The sequence below is a fragment of the Lysobacter sp. A289 genome, from assembly GCF_054072675.1.
This window is the reverse complement of sequence record NZ_JBSVRN010000001.1, coordinates 2,502,311-2,520,262: the sequence shown is the minus strand read 5'-3', so window position 1 is coordinate 2,520,262 and position 17,952 is coordinate 2,502,311. Positions and strand designations below refer to the sequence as shown.

The following is a 17,952-nucleotide window of genomic DNA, read 5'->3' as shown; positions in this document are numbered from 1 at the left end:
CGACGCGTGCAAAGCGGGCCGTATACTAACTTGCTTTGCCCCACGGCCTTTCAAGCATGTCGCAGCCTGACTCACGCGCCTTGTCGCCCACGACCTCCCAGCCTCCCACCTTCCAGCAACTGATCCAGCGCCTGAATGCGTACTGGGCCGAGCAGGGCTGCGTGCTGATCCAGCCGCTGGACTTGGAGGTCGGTGCCGGCACCTTCCATCCGGCCACCTTCCTGCGCGCGCTGGGGCCGGAGCCGTGGAACGCGGCGTACGTGCAACCCTGCCGCCGCCCGACCGACGGCCGCTACGGCGACAATCCCAACCGGCTGCAGCGTTATTACCAGTACCAGGTCGCGATGAAGCCCTCGCCCGACAACATCGTCGAGCTGTATTTCGATTCGTTGAAGGCCCTCGGCGTGGATCCGCTGGTGCACGACCTGCGACTGGTCGAGGACAACTGGGAATCGCCGACCCTCGGCGCCTGGGGGCTGGGCTGGGAGGTCTGGCTCAACGGCATGGAGGTGACCCAGTTCACCTACTTCCAGCAGGCCGGCGGGATGGAATGCAGGCCGGTGCTGGGCGAGATCACCTACGGTCTGGAGCGCCTGTGCATGTACCTGCAAGGCGTAGACAACGTGTTCGACCTGGTCTGGACCCACGGCCCCGACGGCCACCCGGTGACCTACCGCGACGTCTACCACCAGAACGAGGTCGAGCAGAGCACCTACAACTTCGAGCATGCCAACGTGGAGGTGCTGTTCCGGCGCTTCGACGAGTGCGAGGCGGAGGCGCTGGCACTGGTCGAACTCAACCTGCCGCTGCCAGCCTATGAGCAGGTGATGAAGGCCAGCCACAGCTTCAACATGCTCGATGCGCGCCGCGCGATCAGCGTCACCGAGCGCCAGCGCTACATCCTGCGCGTGCGCAAGATCTCCCAGGCGGTGGCCGTGGCCTATCACGCCCAGCGCGAGAAGCTGGGGTTCCCCGGGTTGAAACCGGGCTCGTCGAAGAACGCCACCGCCCAGCAGGCCGGCAAGGAGAGCGTGTGATGAACAACATCACCTCGGGCAACACGGGCGTGCGGATGCAACCGCTGCTGATCGAACTGGGGACCGAAGAATTGCCGGTCAAGGCGTTGGCCGGGCTGGCGCAAGCGTTTTTCGATGGCGTCATCAACGGGCTGGTCACGCGCGGCGTCGCCTTCGAGCGCGACGAGGCCAAGCCGTTGTACACCCCGCGCCGGCTTGCGGTGCTACTGCCCGGCGTGGCCGTTGAGCAACCCGTGCAGTCCTCCGAAGTGCTGGGGCCGTACCTCAACATCGCGCTGGACGCCGATGGCCAGCCGACGCGCGCACTACAAGGCTTTGCCGCCAAGGCCGGCGTCGAGTGGACCGCGCTGGAGAAGACCACCGACAACAAAGGGGAGCGCTTCGTACACCGCTCGGTCAAGCCGGGCGCGAAGACCGCCGACCTGCTGGGCGCGATCATCAGCGACGCGCTGGCGGCGATGCCGATCCCCAAGCCGATGCGCTGGGGCGACCACGACTACCGCTTCGCCCGGCCGGTGCATTGGCTGGTGGTATTGCTGGGCAACAACGTGGTCGAGGTCGAACTGCTGGGCGTGCGCAGCGATCGCATGAGTCGCGGCCATCGTTTCATGCATGACAAGCCGGTCTGGTTCAGCACGCCCGGCGATTACGTGGGGTCGCTGCGTGGCGCGAAAGTGCTGGTGGATGCCGACGAGCGGCGCGAAAGCATCGTGCGCCAGGTCGAAGCCGCGGCGCAGGCATGCAACGGCGTGGCGCGGATCGAGCCTGGCATCCTGGAAGAGGTCAACGGCCTGGTCGAATGGCCCAGTGCGATCACCTGCGGGTTCGAGTCGGAGTTTCTCGCGGTTCCGGCCGAGGCATTGATCGCGGCCATGGAAACCCACCAGAAGTTCTTCCCGGTGCTGGATGGGCAGGGCCGGCTCAGCGAGCATTTCGTCGCCATTGCCAACATCGACAGCAAGGATGAGGCCGAAGTCCGCAAGGGTTACGAGCGGGTGATCCGGCCGCGCTTCAGCGACGCCAAATTCTTCTTCGTGGAGGACATGAAGCAGGGACTGGCGTCGATGAGCGACGGGCTGAAAGCAGTGACGTATCAGGGCAAGCTGGGCAGCGTCGCCGACAAGGTCACGCGCGTGTCGGCATTGGCCGAATGGATCGCCTCCCAGGTTGACGTCGACCCGGTCCTGGCCCGACGTGCCGCCGAGTTGTCCAAGGCCGACCTGCAATCGCGGCTGGTGGGCGAGTTTCCCGAGCTGCAGGGCATCGCCGGACGCTACTACGCGGCCGTGGAGAACGAGCCGGTCGAGGTCGCCCATGCGATCGACGAGGCGTACATGCCGCGTTTCTCCGGCGATGCCATTGCGCCATCGAAACTCGGCCAGGTACTGGCCATCGCCGAACGACTGGACACCCTGGCAGGGGGCTTTCTCGCCGGCCTGAAGCCGACCGGCAACAAGGATCCGTTCGCACTTCGGCGCAATGCGCTGAGCCTGGCGCGCACCTTGCTCGAAGGCGGCCACGATCTGTTGCTGCACGAGCTGGTGGAGCGCGCCATCGCCGCCCAGCCACTGCAACATCCGGACATCGGTAGTTTTGATGTCTCCGCCTTCGTCTACGACCGCCTGCGCGGCTATTACGCCGATCAGGGCATCTCGGTGCAGCAGTTCGAGGCGGTGGCCCATGTGGCCCACGACTCGCTGCTCGACTTCGACCGCCGCCTCAAGGCGATCGGCACGTTTGCGGCCCTGCCGGAAGCGGCCGCATTGGCCGCCGCCAACAAGCGCAGCCGCAACATCCTCAAGAAGGTCGAAGGTCCGGTGCCGGACATCGTCGACACGAGCCTGTTTTGCGAGCCGGCCGAACGCGAGTTGGCGGAAGCGGTCGACGCGGCGATCGCCGACACCGACCCGCTGCTGGAGCAGGACGATTACGTGGCCGTACTCGGCCGGCTGGCCCGGCTGCGTCCGCAGGTCGATGCCTTCTTCGAGCAGGTGATGGTCAACGCCGACGATGAGAAGGTGCGCAACAACCGGCTGGCGCTGCTCAAGCGTCTGAGTGACCGGCTGGGCAGCGTGGCGGCAATCGAATACCTATCGATTTGAGGCCAGTCGATCTGAGGCCAGTCCTAATCCATTCTTGACACGCTACCGGTATCCTCGCCCGCATGCGCCTTCCCCGCCTCGCCCTGCCCATCGCCGCGTTGTGCTTGTTTGCCAGCGATCCGGCGCACGCAGCGAAGGTGGACAAGGTGATCGTCACGGGCCTGGACGAGACGATGACCGAGAACGTTCGCAGCGCCGTGGCGCTGGTCGACGTGGTCGGCAAGGATCTGTCAGGCCGGCGGTTGGCATATCTGGTACGCGAGGCGGAAGACCAGACCCGTGAAGCACTGGAGCCGTTCGGCTACTACTCACCGACGATTACCGTGGAGCGCGACCGAGGCGACGCCACCTCCACGGTGACCATCGCGGTCGATCCCGGGGAGCCGGTACGGGTGCGACGCGAGCATGTTGCCATCGAAGGCGCCGGTGACCGTGACCGGTACCTGGCCGAAGACATCGCCGCGTTCCAGCCGGAGGTTGGCGAGGTGTTCGAGCACCCGGTGTATGAAGCCAGCAAGACCCGCATCAGCCGACGGCTTGGCCAGCGCGGCTATTTCGACGCGGACTTTGCCAGTCGCCGGGTTGAAGTCACCCGCGCGGAGCACGCGGCCGACATCGACTTGGTGTGGACCAGTGGTCCGCGCTACGACATGGGCGTGATCACGTTCGAGCAAAAGCCCAAGGCCATCCTGCGCACCTCGCTGCTCGATAATCTGGTCTATTGGGAAACCGGCAGCTATTACCACCAGGGCAAGCTGGACCGGCTGCGCGAGTCGCTGTCACGGCTGGATTATTTTTCCTCGGTCGTCATCAATCCCAACCCCGACCAGGCCGTCGATGGCCAGGTTCCCATCGACGTGCTGCTGTTCCCCGCCAAACGCAGCATTTACAGCGCCGGCCTGAGCTATGGCACCGACAGTGGTCCGGGTGTGCGGCTGGGGATGGAGCGCCGTTACGTCAACGATCGTGGCCACAAGGCACTGGTCCAGCTCGACTACGCGCAGCGCCGCAAGACCCTGACCACGCAGTACCGCATCCCCGCGTTCGCGTGGGTGGATGGCTGGTATACCTTCAGTGCGCAAGCGGCGGACGAACAGACCGACTACATGGACAGTCGCCGGATCGAGTTCGTCGGCAGTCGCAACGGACGCATCAACAACCATCTCAACGTCACCGCGTCTCTGCATGCGTTGCGCGAGCGCTGGTCCTATCTGGCCGATGACGATGGCGACGCCAGTACCGGCCCGGAGTACCGCTACGCCACCTTCACCTATCCGTCGTTGCGGGCCGAATACATCGATGCCGACAGTCTGGTCTTCCCCCGCGACGGCCTCGCCGGCACCTTGATGGTGCGCGGCGGCCTGGAAGGCGTGGGCAGCGACGCCAACTTTTCCCAGGCCAGGGCGACGCTGCGCTGGTATCGCGGGATGGGCGATCGCGACCGGTTGATCGTGCGCGGCGAACTGGGCCACACCTTTACCGACGACCTGGTCGCAATGCCGCCAAGCCTGCGCTTCTTTGCCGGCGGTGACCGCAGCATCCGCGGTTACGCCTGGCGCGAGGTCGGTCCGCGTGTGGAGGGCAGCGACGGCAAGCTGTACGCACTGGGCGCGAAGAACGTGGCGACTGCCAGCGTCGAGTACGAGCACTACTTCACCCAGAGCTGGGGCGCCGCGGCGTTCGTCGATAGCGGCAGCGCGTTCGACGGCACGCCGGACTGGCACACCGGCGTCGGCGCCGGCGTGCGCTGGCGCTCCCCGGTCGGACCGGTCCGGGTCGATATCGGCCACGGCCTGGACGATCCCGACGCCGGGTTCCAGATCTATCTCAGCATCGGCGCGGATCTGTAGCCGATGGCCGGCATCCTGCGCCGACGGATCGATCCCGACCTCACGGCGGAACAGCGCGAGCAGCGGATTGCCGAGCTGCGAGCGCGGCGCAAGGCCCGCACGCGCTACCTGGCCGTCCGTGGCGGGGTGTCGGTCGCCGTGGTGGTCGTCGCCCTGGGTGTATTCGGCTACTGGTTGCTGGCCAGCATCGGCGGACGCGAGTTCCTGCTCGGCCAGGTGGTCTCGCGCCTGCCCGACAACGCCACCTTGAGCTGGAGCAAGGCCGAAGGACCCGCGTCGGGACCGTTGACCATGCATGACGTGCGCTTTACCTACGATGCCATCGTTTTCACCGCGCAGCGCGTCACCGTGGACCCGGCGCTGCGTCCGCTACTGGGCCGGCGCCTGCGGCTGGACGCGATGCAGATCGAGAACGCGACGCTGAACCTGCCGCAAGGCGATGAGCCGTTTGAGTTGCCGCGCTGGCCTGACTCGTTACCGCAGATCGCTCCGCCGCTGGCGCTGCAGGCCGACGACGTGCAAATCGACGGATTCCTGATCAGCAGCGAAGGGGTGCCCACCATCGATATCCATCGCCTGCGCGGCGGCGTCGACGCCGGCCCGGGCGCGCTGCATATCGAGCATCTGGTCGTCGACAGCAACCGTGGCCGGTTCACCGCACACGGCGATTACGTGCCCGCGGACCGCTACCGCAGCGACCTTGTGGCAACCGCGATGCTGCCGTCGGCCACCGGGCGCACCCCGGCCCGGCTGGGTTTTGTGGCCAAAGGCGACCTGGACCGCATGGACGTGGCGCTGGCCGGCCGCGCACCGGAAGCCTTCCAGGCGACACTGGTGCTGCGCGGCGACGGCGGCGAACCGCAGTTGGTCACCGGCGCCGGCGAGGTCGTGTCGGGCCCGGCGATGACCGCCACCGGGGGGCCGCGCTGGCAATTGCGCGCCAACGCCGAGGCTCTCGATATCGGCTTGTTGACCGGCTCGAACGCCGCAGCTTCGCCGACACCACTGGCATTTCAATTCCAGGCCGATGGGATTGGCGGCGACGCCCGCTTGCGCGGCGAGCTGCGGCAAGGCGATTTCCAGGCCCGCGTGGTCAATTCCCGGCTTCAAGTCCAGGACCAGGTACTGCAACTGAACCCGCTGCGGCTGCAGTTGTTGGGAGGCACGGTCATCGCGCGCGGCAGCGCCGACTTCAACAACCAGGACAATCCCGAATTTCGTTTCGCCACCAACGTGCGCGACCTGCAATGGGGTGGCTCCAACGGTGCGACCCCTTCATCGGCGACTGTCGCTGACAATCCAATCATCCACGCCGATGCGGATCTGGGCCTGGCCGGCACGATGAAGGCCTGGGCGCTGGTGGGCACGGCCACCCTCTCCCGCGCCGGTGAGCAGGCGCAACTGACCCTGGACGGTCGCGGCGATGCCCAGCAGATGCAGCTGCAGCGCCTGGACGTGCAGATGCCGACCGGCACCCTGGCCACCACCGGCACGGTGGCGTGGGCACCGAGCCTGGGTTGGGACCTGGACGCAAAACTGGCCGGCTTTGATCCGGGTTACTTCGCCGCCGGCTGGGATGGGGCGGTGAATGGCCACATCACCAGTGACGGACTCACCCGCGACGACGGCGGCCTGGACATCCAGGCCGAACTGGCGGACCTGGGTGGCCGCCTGCGCGGGCGACCACTCGATGGCGATGGCAGCTTCACCATGCACGGTGCGGCACCCACCGGTGGCAACGCACGTTACCAAGGCGAGCTCGCCCTCACCCTCGGCGGCAGCCGCGTGGAAGCCCACGGCCGCGTCGGCGACACCCTGGACATCAACGCGCGATTCTCGCCGTTGCGGCTGGCCGACCTGTTGCCCGACAGCGCCGGCAGCCTGAGCGGCGAGATCCACCTGGCTGGCTCGCCCACGGCACCCGACATCAGCGCTGACCTGGACGGCAACGGGATTGTCTTTGGCGATTACTCGGCCGGCTCGATTCGCATCGACGGCAGCTTGCCATGGTCGCGCGGCAACGGCTCATTGAGCGTACGTGCCGGCGACCTGGTCGCGGGCATCGAACTGGACACACTGGCCATCGACGCCCGTGGGGCCGTCGAGCATCTGGCGCTTGATGCCAACACCAGCGGCGCATTGGGCAGCCTGGCCCTGTCCGCCAAGCTCGACCGGCAAGGCCGTCACTGGCAAGGCTTGCTGCAGACACTACGGCTGGAGCTGCAACGCGGCGCGAACTGGCACTTGCTGCAACCGGCGGCCTTCGCCTGGAACCCGGCCCCCGCCGGCACCGGCAGCCTCGACAATGCGTGCCTGGCGTCCAGTGCCGGCGGCTCGGCGTGCGTGGCGGTTGACTGGCCGCGACCGGGCATCAGCATCACCGGACAAGGGCTGCCATTGGCATTGGTGCAGCCCTACCTGCCACAACGCGAAGAGGATCGGCCGTGGGTGATGCGTGGCGAGATCGCCATCGATGCACAACTGCGTCCCGTCGGCGACCACTGGGAAGGCAAGGTGCGGCTCAGCTCGGACAGTGGCGGCATCAAGGCCAGTCCGCGTGCGCGAAGCGAGCTGATCGAATACGACAACCTGTCGCTGACGGCGGACTTCCGCCGCCAGGGGATCGAGGCAGTGCTCGCCTCCGGGTTCAACGATGACGGCCGCATCGATGCGCACGTCATCACCGGCTGGGATGCCTACTCTCCCCTCGCCGGCCAGGTCTCGCTGGACACCGATGAGCTCACCTGGCTGGAATTGTTTGTTGCCGACATCGTCGAGCCGACCGGCCAGCTGAGCGCCGATATCCGCCTGGGCGGTACCCGCGCGGAGCCGCAACTGGGCGGACAGGCGCAACTGACCGATTTCAGCACCGAGATCCCGGCGCTCGCCATCACCCTGCGCGAGGGCAACCTGCAGCTCAACGCCCTGGCCGACGGGACGGCGCAGATCCATGGCAGCGTGCGTTCCGCATCGACCGCCGGCAACCCCGGCAGCGGCGTACTCAACATTGATGGCAGCCTGGGCTGGCAAGGCAACGAGACGCCGTTGGTGCTCATGGTCCGCGGCACCGATGTTCTGGTGTCGGACAGCCTGGAGCTGCGCGTGGTCGCTAGCCCGGATCTGAAGCTGCAGTACCAGGCCGGCCAACCACTGCAACTGAGCGGTCGGGTAGAGGTGCCGGAGGCCCGCATCAACCTGGAACAACTCGACCAGACGGTAGCGGTCTCCGATGACGTCGTGGTGCTCGATCCGGTCGATCCCGAGGAAGGTCCCGGTACGCCGTTGCAGATGGAGCTGGTGATCCGGCTCGGCGACAACGTGCAGATGAACGGCTTCGGCCTGGACGGGAAGCTGGGCGGCGGCATGCGTATCGTGTCGCGCCCCGGCCGCGAGATGACCGCCACCGGCATCATCACCGTCGCCGGCGAGTACACCGCCTATGGCCAGGACCTGCGCATCACCAGCAGCCAGTTGAGCTGGTCCAACGACCCGATTGCCGACCCCGCGATCCGGCTGCGCGCGGAGCGGAAGATTGGCGATGTCACCGCCGGTGTCGACGTCAGCGGCCGCGCCTCAGACCCGCAGGCCGAGGTCTGGTCCAATCCCGCCAGCTCCCAGGCCGAATCGCTCGCCTACCTCACCCTGGGCCGCCCACTGTCGACCCTGAGCGGCAGCGAGCGCGGCCAGCTCAACGCCGCCAGCGCCGCCCTCACCGCCGGCGGCAGCCTGCTGGCCTCCCAGTTGGGTGCGAAGATCGGTCTGGACGAAGCCGGGGTAATGCAGAGCCAGGCGCTCGGCGGCAGCGTGTTCGGCGTTGGCAAGCAGCTCTCGCCAAGGTTGTACGTCGGCTACGGCGTGTCGTTGCTGGGCACCGGCCAGGTGTTGACGTTGAAGTACCTGCTCGACCACGGTTTTGATATCGAGATCGAATCCAGCTCGATCGAGAACCGCGGCTCGGTCAACTGGCGCAAGGAAAAATAACGCCGCGCGGTCAATGCCCGGTGGACTTGGCAATTACGCTGAGCTGGCCATTGGGCTCCACTGTCACCAGCGCCGCATCTTCAACTTTCTCCAGGCCGTTGAGTCGCAACTGACTCAGCAGCTCCAGCTCGGTGACCAGCTCCTGGCGCATCGCCCGTCGCAGCATCTCGCCTTCGCGCACGATCACCACCGGAGCCTCGACGGTCCAGCGCGCGAACAGCGGTGACCGGAACTCCAGCATGTTGATCAACCAGGACCATGCCAGCACCACACCCGCCAGGACGACAAAATCCAGCGGGTGTTCCGCACCCGCCGACATCGAATCGGCCACCAGGCCGCCCATTATGACCAGCGCCAGCAGGTCACTTGGCGAGAGCCCGCCAATCTCGCGCTTGGGGAGCAACCGCAGCACGATCGCCAGCGAGAAATAGATCAACGTGGCGCGCGCCAGCAACTTCCATAGCGGCATCGACAGTTCGAATATCTCCATCGGCATCCGCCTCGCTGGTCACGTCATGTCGTCGAGCCCGTAGCCCCTGCCGAAGGCCGCGCCAGCAGTGCTGGCAGGTCGCCCGGCAAGCCGCATGGGTCGGGGCACAGTAGCTACGCACCTCGTCGAGCCGATGTGAAGCCGGCGCCAGACGGCTTCAGTCGTGTGCCGGCGCCTTCGCTGATGCCGTGGTGTCGATCAAGTGCCCGAGCTTGTCCTGCTTGGTCGCCAGGTAGCGCCGGTTGCTGGGATTGTGGCCGACCAGGATCGCGACCCGCTCGGTGACCGCAACGCCCACCGCCTGCATGGCCTTGACCTTGGCCGGGTTGTTGGTCATCAGGCGCAGCGCGTTCACGTCGAAATGCGCCAGCATCGGCTTGCATATCCCGTAATCACGCAGGTCCGGGGCAAACCCCAGCGCCTCGTTGGCCTCCACCGTATCGGCACCGGCATCCTGCAGTGCATAGGCGCGGATCTTGTTGAGCAAACCAATGCCGCGGCCTTCCTGGCGCAAGTACAGCAACATGCCGCGACCTTCGGTGGCGATACGCTTGAGCGCCTCTTCCAGTTGCGCGCCGCAGTCACAGCGGCGACTGAACATGGCATCGCCGGTCAGGCATTCCGAATGCACCCGCGCCAGCACCGGCTCGCCATCGGAAATCGAACCGAGGGTCAACACCACGTGTTCACCCCCGGTGACTCGATCGGCAAAACCGTGCATACGGAAGCTCGCCCACGGCGTCGGCAGATCGCAGCTGTCAACGTAGTCGAGGCGGGGTGCACGTTCCGCAGACGTTTCCAGGCCGGCGTCCACGTCATTCGGGTTGGCCCCGGTAGCGGCATGCAGCGAGGTCACGGTATCGATGGCGGGTTTGGCATCACTCATGGGGTTCCTGCAAACGCTCTGTATCAAGGGTATGTATCAGGGATCGTGGGCACTATCTTCCTCCAAACCGCTTGTCGGGCGAAGCCAAGCGCTCCCGCGGCCAGTGGACAAACAGCGGACAAACACGAATCCGGCAACCCGACCCACGCTACATGGGGGCGCCATGACCGAATAAAAAAGACCGGATCAGCGCAACGGATCGTTCTGCGCGACCTGCTTCTGCGCGACCGGCGATTGCATGACCGCACCGCGCAAGCCCGGCGTGCCGTCCACGACCTCGGTCCAGACGACATGGGCATCGCCGCCGGCAAGGGCGATCTGCGGAAAGCCGGTACCGCGCCCACGCCCGGCGACCCTGGCCAGTTCGATGCGTTGCTCTTCCCGAACCAGCCCGGGCGAATAGCGCGCCAGTTGCAGGGACTGGCCCTGCGCGTCTTCACGCACCCACACCACCCACGCCGAATGGGCGTCCATGGCCACCGCGATGCGCCCGTGCACCGCTTCACCGTGGTCCAGCGTGATCGGGGCGGCGAAGGTGTCGCCGGCATCGTCGCTGTAGGCAAGCTTGACGGTCGGGATATCGCCGGCCGGGGTGGATTGACTGGTGTACCAGCCGACCACGACCTGGTCGCCACTGGCGGCAATCGACGGGCCGTTGACCGGGCAGGCCGGCATTTCCCACTGGTCGGGATAAACGATGTGCGCCGGCGTCCAATTGCCGTCCTGCCACCGGGTGACTGCGATATCGCGGATCTCCCCGGCCGTGCGGTCACGGTAGGCCAGCAGCGGGCCTTTGGACGTCACCGCGATGGCGGTCTGGCAACAGTCACACGTCATCGCGTCGATGCGGGTGTCGGCCGACTTGCGCAGCAGGACCTTGTCCGCACCCATGCCGGCGAACTGCGCGGCGTCAAACTGCGCGGCGCGCAAGCTCATCGCGCCCACGCCCATGTCGCCGGAATGGCCATCATGCCCGGCGCTCGCATCGTGGCCGCCGCCCGCCGTCTGGCGACCATCCAGCCACGCCACGCCAAGTCCGGCCTCGCCCTGTGGCCACAATGAGACAAACCCATGCTCGGTCGCAGTGCCATCGTCGTTGACCAGTACCGGCGCCGACCAGGTGCCGCCACCATCGTTGGATCGCACCAGAGCGATGTCATAGGCGTATACGGCGGCGGCGGATTTTTGCAGCCAGTGCGCCCACAACGCACCATCATTGCCCATTGCGATATGCGGGGTGTCGGCCCAGTTGACGAACCAGTCGTCCCCGGTCGCGATCGTCGCCGGCGCCGTCCAACCGGCCACGTCGTTGCCGTTTGGCTTCCCGGCAGCAGAAAAAACCAGCGCGTGGCCACCGGCCTGCCTGGGTTCAATCCAGGACAACAGCAAGGTGCCATCCGGTGCTGCCACCAGGTCCGGCTGCGCCGCGCCTACCGGCGCCGGCAACCGCCATGGATGACGTTGATACTCGGTCGCGGTGGTCGATGGTTGATCGTCGACGGCACCGGCGTTGACAGCACCGTCGTTGATAGCGGCGCTATCGACCGCCTCGGTGCCGGCGTCTGGTGCCGGGCTGCAAGCGCCGCAAAGGATTGCGGTGGCCAAGACCGCGGTTGTCAGCACATCCAGGCGGGTCAGCTTCATCGCGACAGTCTACCGCTGCTGCCCGTCAACCGCCGACCCGGCGCCGACACTCGATGGCGCGGGTTGCCGCCAGCATCAGGCGACGGCATGACCCAGCCACGACAGCAGCACGGTGGCGATCGCAAAGTAGATCAGGATGCCCACGCCATCGGCCAGTGACGTGATCAGTGGCGAGCTGGCCGAGGCGGGGTCGGCCTTGAACCGGTTCAGCAGGAACGGCAGCGACATGCCCATGACGCTGCCCACCAGCACGATCAGCAGCATCGTCAAGGCCACCACCAGGGCAATCGCCGGGCCGCCACGAAACAGGCCGATCGCACTCACGGCGAACGCCATCGTCAGCCCCAGCAACGTCGAGACCACCACCTCGCGCCCCAGCATCTTGCCCCAGTCGCGCATCTCTACATCGCCGGTTGCCAATGCACGCACCATCAGCGTGGCCGACTGCGCGCCAGCGTTACCGCCGCTGGCGATCAGCAGCGGCAGGAAGAACACCAGCGCCATGTTGGCCGCGATCAGGTCCTCGAAGTGGGCGATGCCGGCGCCGGAGAACAGGTTCGCGAACACCAGCAGCACCAGCCAGTACACGCGCTGGCGGTACAGCAGCCCCACGGTGGCATCCTTCATGCTCATCGTCAGGCTGCCCAGGGTACCGCCGGCCTTGTGGAAGTCCTCGGTCGCTTCCGCCTCGGCCACGTCCATCGCGTCATCGGCGGTGACGATGCCGACGATGCGCTCGTCATGGTCGACCACCGGCAACGCCATGAAGTCGTATCGCGCGATCTTGTTGGCGGCCTCGTTCTGGTCGGCATCGACGTGGACGGTGACGGGATTGGCGGCCATCACCTGCGACACCAGGGTGGCCGGATCGGCCAGGATCAAGCGCCGCAACGTGACCACACCCAGCAGATGGCGATCATGGTCGATCACGTAGGAGGTGTAGATGGTCTCCTTGTCGGGCGCGACCCGGCGCAGCTCGGCTATTGCCTCGCCTGCGGTCAGTTCGGGCGTCAGGGTCGCGTATTCGGAGGTCATCAGCGCGCCGACGCTGTCGCGCGGGTAGCTGGCCAAGCGGCGGATATCGTCGCGTTCGGCTTGCGCCAGTGCCGGCAACAGTCGTTCGCGCCGGTCCGACGGCAAGGTGTTGAACAGGTCCACGCGCTCGTCAGCGGACATCAGCTTGAGCAGTTCCAGTACCGCCGGGCGTTGCATGCCGGCCACCAGCAAGGTCTGCAGCTCCAGCGGCAGGTAGCCGAACACCAGCGCACGCTCTTCGGCGGCGATCAGCGGCAATATCGCGACTTGTTGCTCCGGCGACAGGCGGGTCAGCACGTCCGCCAGGTCGACGGCCAGCACTTCGCTCAACGCGGTCTGCAGGGCCCCGAGATTGTCGCGCTCAAGCTGGTCGTGCCCAAGCTCGGCCGCGATCGCCTCGGCGACCAGGTCGGCATCGAAGTTGCCGTGGATATCGGCGCGGTAAAACGGCCGCACGGCTTGCTGAGGGTTGGGTTGCATCTTCATGCCTCCGGCCGGTCGCTATCGTGCGATCGCGGAAGCGGGCAACACCGGTTTACCGGGTCGTCGCAGGCTCCACGCATCGCCGCGCGAGCGTGCGGGCCATGGTGTCGGGGAATGTTCTAGATCGACTCGGTGTGTCCACGGTGTGGTCATGGCCGGGGGAGTTGGGCCCTGGCAAGCTGCCGCAGTTTAGGCAGCCGCCCGCAAACCGGTCAACCGGGAGTTGACGCCGACACCAAGTCTCTCAGGCGACCTGGTGGCGTCGCGCGCCCACCAGGTGCACCAGCAGCAACGAGATCGCTGCCGGCGTCATGCCGGGGATGCGTTGGGCCTGACCGATGGTCTGCGGCCGCACCCGCTCGAGCTTGCCGCTGAGCTCCGCCGACAGTCCGCGAACCCGGGCAAAGTCGAAATCCGACGGAATCGCGGTGGTCTCATGGCGTTGCTGCCGGGCAATTTCCTCGTTCTGGCGGTTGAGGTAGCCCGAGTACTTCACCCCGATCTCGACCTGCTCGGCCACCGCCGGATCGGCCACCGCCGGCCCCAGCGAAGCCACTGTCACCAGCCGCGCATAGGTCACTTCCGGCCGCTTGAGCAGGTCGCGCGCGCTGCTCTCGCGGCTCAGCTCGATCCCCAGCGTGGCGTTGATCTCGCGGCCCAGCGGATTGTTGGGCGAGGCCCAGATCGCAGCCAGGCGCGCGTTCTCGGTCTCGATCGCCTCGCGCTTGGCGGCAAACGCGGCCCAGCGCGCTTCGCCGACCAGACCCAGGTTGCGGCCAGTTTCGGTCAGCCGCAGGTCGGCATTGTCCTCGCGCAGTTGCAGGCGGTACTCGGCGCGACTGGTGAACATCCGGTACGGCTCGACGGTGCCGTGGGTGATCAGGTCATCGACCAGCACGCCGATGTACGCCTCGTCGCGGCGCGGACACCAACCAGCCTCCCCACGCACCTGACGCGCCGCATTGACCCCGGCCAGCAGCCCCTGCGCGGCGGCCTCCTCGTAACCGGTGGTGCCGTTGATCTGGCCGGCGAAGAACAAGCCGTCCACCGCCTTGGTTTCCAGCGTGGCCTTGAGCCCGCGAGGATCGAAGTAGTCGTACTCGATCGCGTAACCGGCGCGGGTGATGTGGGCATTCTCGAAACCGCGGATCGAGCGCACCAACTCCAATTGCACATCGAACGGCAACGAGGTGGAGATGCCGTTGGGGTAGATCTCGGCCACGCCCAGACCCTCGGGCTCGACGAAGATCTGGTGGCTGGTCTTCTCGGCGAAACGCACCACCTTGTCCTCGATCGACGGGCAGTAGCGCGGGCCGATCCCCTCGATCTGGCCGGTGTACAGCGGCGAGCGGTCGAGCGCGCCGCGGATGATCTCGTGGGTGCGCTCGCAGGTCTCGGCGATCCAGCACGACAGCTGGCGCGGGTGGTCGTCGCGCGAGCCCATGAACGACATCACCGGGCGCGGATCGTCACCGGGCTGCTCGACCATCACCGAGTAGTCCAGGCTGCGTCCGTCGATACGCGGCGGGGTGCCGGTCTTCAGCCGGTCGACCACGAACGGGCCTTCCCGCAACCGCTGCGCCAGGGTGACTGATGGCGGATCGCCCGCGCGCCCGGCCGCGTAGGTGGTCAGGCCGACGTGCACCTTGCCGGCGAGGAAGGTGCCAGCGGTCAGGATCACCGCCGGCGCATGGAAGCGCAGGCCGGTCTGGGTGGTGACGCCGTTGACCTTGGCGTTGTCGAAATCGATGTCATCGACGCCGGCCTGGAACAGGGTCAGGTTGGGCTGGTTCTCCACCGCACGGCGGATAAAGGCGCGGTAGAGGCTGCGATCGGCCTGGCAACGCGTCGCCCGCACCGCCGGCCCCTTGCTGGCATTGAGCCGACGCCACTGGATCCCCGCCGCATCGGCGGCGTGCGCCATGATGCCGCCGAGCGCGTCGATTTCCCGCACCAGATGGCCCTTGCCGATCCCGCCGATCGCCGGGTTGCAGCTCATCGCGCCGACCGTCTCGACATTGTGGGTCAGCAGCAGGGTGCGCGCACCGGCGCGCGCCGACGCCAGCGCGGCCTCGGTGCCGGCGTGGCCGCCACCGACCACGATCACGTCGTATTGAAAGAAATCATTGCTCATCGCAAGACCCTGGCCAATGGGCCGTCGTTGGGCGACCCGTCGTGGCATCCCGAGCCGCCGCAGGGCGTGGATTCTACGCCGTTCGCCGGTGTGTCGCGTTCGCGCATTCCGGCCAGGCATACCGGACACGCCGGGAACTTGGCACGCTTCATGCTTTATCAATCATGCACCCAACAGGGCAGGCGCCTGGCGCCGGTCGGAATTGGAACAGGGCCGACCAAGTGCCTGTTGGGGAAGCACGGGGGCCGAATGTCGGGGGACATTCGGCCCTTTTTCTATGCACGGAATGAGACCGGTGTCGCACTTTGCGCGAATAAACGCCGATCCCCTGCCCCGGCGACACACCTCGATCCACGGATTCCTGCCGACCCCCGGAACATCCCAGACAAGCGAAAGCCCCGCCAGAGCGGGGCTTTCAGTGTAGGCGTCGACGTCAAACGAGGGCGGAACAGGGGGGATCCGAGATTCCTCGTGAGACGTCGACATTGAGACGATACCTGATTACGTCGCATTGCGACGCTCTCTGTCAATACCGGCGCATGGTAGTCATCCGGTGTTGAATTACCGGATCCGGCGTGAATGCGCTATTTCTGCCTGATGGGTTGGGAATTTTCCCGTCCGGCCTTGGACTTGCGGATCATCGTCTCCATCCGTGAACCACGATTGTTGCTGCTTCCCGATGATGGGCGCGTGGAGGTCGGGCGAACCGGCGCAGCGATGACACTACGCTGCACCGCCGCGGGCGAACCGGTTGGACGCTCGGAGCGCTGGATCCGTTCGCGCTGCAAGCGCTCGTAATCCCGCCACGGCGCACGATCGCGGTCGGTATCGGGTCGCGGCGTGTGGTTGCCGTTGTTGCCGTGATTGTTGTTGTGACCGGGCCGCACCACGATCACCGGTGGCCGGTAGTAGCCGTAGGGATAGCGGCGGTTATAGCTGTTGCCGTAATAGGCGTTGCCGTAGTAGCCCGGGTAACGATTACTGTAGTAGCCGTCGTTCCCGTACTGGTTGTAGTACCGGTAGTCGGTGCTCGGCTGACCGTAGTAGTAGTCACCGCGAGCCTGTTGATAGCCGTATCCGCCGGTCATGCAACCGCCCAGCAGCGCCATCGCGGAAAGTGGCAAGATCAGTTTTCTAAGCATTGCGGGATCCCCCGTTATGATGTAGCCATCCTCGGCTTCCGGCATTGAACTAGCGCTTAACTCGGCAATTCGATCATTCAGCTCCATGCTGGCATGGCCGCTGGCCTGGCGCCGTCCGGCCTGCTGCGCCCCCCATCCTGTCGCGCCGGACTCATCCAATGCAAATCACCCTCCCCGAGATTCCGTCCGGCCAGCCGACCTCCGCTGCGCTGGATTTTGATGCCATCCTCCACGCCGCCGCGCGCATTGCGCCGCACGTCCACGCGACCCCCGTGTTGCGGTCGCGCACCCTGGACACCTTGGCCGGCTGCGAGCTCCATTTCAAATGCGAGAACCTGCAGCGCACCGGAGCGTTCAAGTTCCGCGGTGCGTGCAATACGATTTTCTCGCTGACCGAGGCCGAACTCGCCCGCGGCATCGTCACCCAGAGCTCAGGCAACCACGGCGCGGCGGTAGCACTGGCGTGCCGGTTGCGCCACGCCGGGGCGACCGTGGTGGCGCCTCGCAACGCCTCCGCGGTCAAGCTCGCGGCCATGCGCAATTACGGCGCGCGGGTGATCCTCTGCGATCCGACGCAGGCATCGCGCGACCAGGTCACCGCCGAGGTGCTGCGCGACACCGGCGCGATATTGGTGCATCCATTCAACGACACCCGGGTGATCGCCGGCCAGGGCACCGCGACGCTGGAACTGCTGCACAGCGTCGCCAGCCTGGACACGGTGATCACACCCGTCAGTGGTGGTGGCCTGTTGTCCGGTGCGGCGTTGGCCGCGCACGGTATCGATCCGGCGATCGAGGTGTTGGGCGCCGAGCCCGAAGGCGCGCGCGACGCGCATGATTCGCTGCAGGCCGGGACGCGCATCTCCGGCCGCGCCGTCGACACCATCTGCGACGGCTTGCGCGCCGAACTGGGGACACTGACCTTCCCGATAGTGCAAGCCCACGTGCGCGCCATCCTGCTGGCCAGCGACCCACAGGTAGTGGCGGCGATGCGGCTGTTGTGGGAGCGCATGAAGCTGGTGGTGGAGCCGTCTGCCGCCGTGCCGCTGGCGGTGGTGCTGGCCCATCCCGGGCGTTTCGCCGGACGTCGCGTCGGCATCATCCTCTCCGGCGGCAACGTCGATCTGGACACGCTGCCGGCGTTGCTGGCCCTGGGAACCGCCTGAGG

11 protein-coding genes are annotated in these 17,952 nt (G+C 66.5%); 5 read left to right on the top strand and 6 right to left on the bottom strand.

The window, feature by feature from the left end; genetic code table 11:
- Positions 1–56: 56 nt before the first annotated feature.
- The 4 genes from glyQ to ACW5DN_RS11620 all read left to right on the top strand — a co-directional run bounded on the left by glyQ (position 57) and on the right by ACW5DN_RS11620 (position 8,970).
- Positions 57–1,037: a glycine--tRNA ligase subunit alpha gene (gene glyQ / locus ACW5DN_RS11635; protein ID WP_456962817.1), complete on the top strand. Its 981-nt coding sequence runs from the start codon at positions 57–59 to the stop codon at positions 1,035–1,037.
- Positions 1,037–3,139, top strand: coding sequence for a glycine--tRNA ligase subunit beta (gene glyS / locus ACW5DN_RS11630; RefSeq protein ID WP_456962816.1), 2,103 nt, complete (start codon positions 1,037–1,039; stop codon positions 3,137–3,139). The genes glyQ and glyS overlap by 1 nt, the downstream gene beginning before the upstream one ends.
- 62 nt (positions 3,140–3,201) lie before the next feature.
- A complete protein-coding gene (locus tag ACW5DN_RS11625; RefSeq protein ID WP_456962815.1) occupies positions 3,202–4,989 on the top strand; it encodes an autotransporter assembly complex protein TamA in 1,788 nt (595 codons plus the stop codon).
- Positions 4,990–4,992: 3 nt separating this feature from the next.
- Positions 4,993–8,970: a translocation/assembly module TamB domain-containing protein gene (locus ACW5DN_RS11620; RefSeq protein ID WP_456962814.1), complete on the top strand. Its 3,978-nt coding sequence runs from the start codon at positions 4,993–4,995 to the stop codon at positions 8,968–8,970.
- Between the two features lie 10 nt (positions 8,971–8,980).
- Here ACW5DN_RS11620 and ACW5DN_RS11615 read toward each other — a convergent pair whose 3' ends face one another.
- The 6 genes from ACW5DN_RS11615 to ACW5DN_RS11590 form a co-directional block, all read right to left on the bottom strand.
- The gene (locus ACW5DN_RS11615; RefSeq protein WP_456962813.1) at positions 8,981–9,460 is read right to left on the bottom strand and encodes a DUF421 domain-containing protein; all 480 of its coding nucleotides are present in this window, start codon (positions 9,458–9,460) and stop codon (positions 8,981–8,983) included.
- A 157-nt stretch (positions 9,461–9,617) separates the two neighbouring features.
- Positions 9,618–10,346 carry a GTP cyclohydrolase II gene (gene ribA, locus ACW5DN_RS11610; protein ID WP_456962812.1) on the bottom strand — a complete coding sequence of 243 codons (729 nt, stop codon included), beginning with the start codon at positions 10,344–10,346 and terminating at the stop codon, positions 9,618–9,620.
- A 186-nt stretch (positions 10,347–10,532) separates the two neighbouring features.
- Positions 10,533–11,990 carry a sialidase family protein gene (locus ACW5DN_RS11605; protein ID WP_456962811.1) on the bottom strand — a complete coding sequence of 486 codons (1,458 nt, stop codon included), beginning with the start codon at positions 11,988–11,990 and terminating at the stop codon, positions 10,533–10,535.
- Between the two features lie 75 nt (positions 11,991–12,065).
- Complete coding sequence (gene mgtE, locus ACW5DN_RS11600; protein WP_456962810.1) at positions 12,066–13,505, bottom strand: magnesium transporter; 1,440 nt, start codon at positions 13,503–13,505, stop codon at positions 12,066–12,068.
- A 247-nt stretch (positions 13,506–13,752) separates the two neighbouring features.
- The gene (mnmG, locus tag ACW5DN_RS11595) at positions 13,753–15,642 is read right to left on the bottom strand and encodes a tRNA uridine-5-carboxymethylaminomethyl(34) synthesis enzyme MnmG (protein WP_456962809.1); all 1,890 of its coding nucleotides are present in this window, start codon (positions 15,640–15,642) and stop codon (positions 13,753–13,755) included.
- 584 nt (positions 15,643–16,226) lie between these two features.
- Positions 16,227–16,943 (bottom strand): hypothetical protein, encoded by a 717-nt coding sequence (locus ACW5DN_RS11590; RefSeq protein ID WP_456962808.1) that lies wholly within the window; start codon positions 16,941–16,943, stop codon positions 16,227–16,229.
- Here ACW5DN_RS11590 and ACW5DN_RS11585 point away from each other — a divergent pair.
- Complete coding sequence (locus tag ACW5DN_RS11585; protein WP_456962807.1) at positions 16,943–17,950, top strand: pyridoxal-phosphate dependent enzyme; 1,008 nt, start codon at positions 16,943–16,945, stop codon at positions 17,948–17,950. The genes ACW5DN_RS11590 and ACW5DN_RS11585 overlap by 1 nt on opposite strands.
- Positions 17,951–17,952 lie beyond the last annotated feature (2 nt).

What these genes read in the sequence shown, in the direction of transcription:
- ACW5DN_RS11585 (WP_456962807.1), top strand. Translation starts at nt 16,943, where the DNA reads ATGCAAATCACCCTCCCCGAGATTCCGTCCGGCCAGCCGACCTCCGCT.
- glyS (WP_456962816.1), top strand. Translation starts at nt 1,037, where the DNA reads ATGAACAACATCACCTCGGGCAACACGGGCGTGCGGATGCAACCGCTG.
- ribA (WP_456962812.1), bottom strand. Translation starts at nt 10,346, where the DNA reads ATGAGTGATGCCAAACCCGCCATCGATACCGTGACCTCGCTGCATGCC.
- glyQ (WP_456962817.1), top strand. Translation starts at nt 57, where the DNA reads ATGTCGCAGCCTGACTCACGCGCCTTGTCGCCCACGACCTCCCAGCCT.
- mnmG (WP_456962809.1), bottom strand. Translation starts at nt 15,642, where the DNA reads ATGAGCAATGATTTCTTTCAATACGACGTGATCGTGGTCGGTGGCGGC.
- ACW5DN_RS11625 (WP_456962815.1), top strand. Translation starts at nt 3,202, where the DNA reads ATGCGCCTTCCCCGCCTCGCCCTGCCCATCGCCGCGTTGTGCTTGTTT.
- ACW5DN_RS11615 (WP_456962813.1), bottom strand. Translation starts at nt 9,460, where the DNA reads ATGGAGATATTCGAACTGTCGATGCCGCTATGGAAGTTGCTGGCGCGC.
- ACW5DN_RS11605 (WP_456962811.1), bottom strand. Translation starts at nt 11,990, where the DNA reads ATGAAGCTGACCCGCCTGGATGTGCTGACAACCGCGGTCTTGGCCACC.
- mgtE (WP_456962810.1), bottom strand. Translation starts at nt 13,505, where the DNA reads ATGCAACCCAACCCTCAGCAAGCCGTGCGGCCGTTTTACCGCGCCGAT.
- ACW5DN_RS11620 (WP_456962814.1), top strand. Translation starts at nt 4,993, where the DNA reads ATGGCCGGCATCCTGCGCCGACGGATCGATCCCGACCTCACGGCGGAA.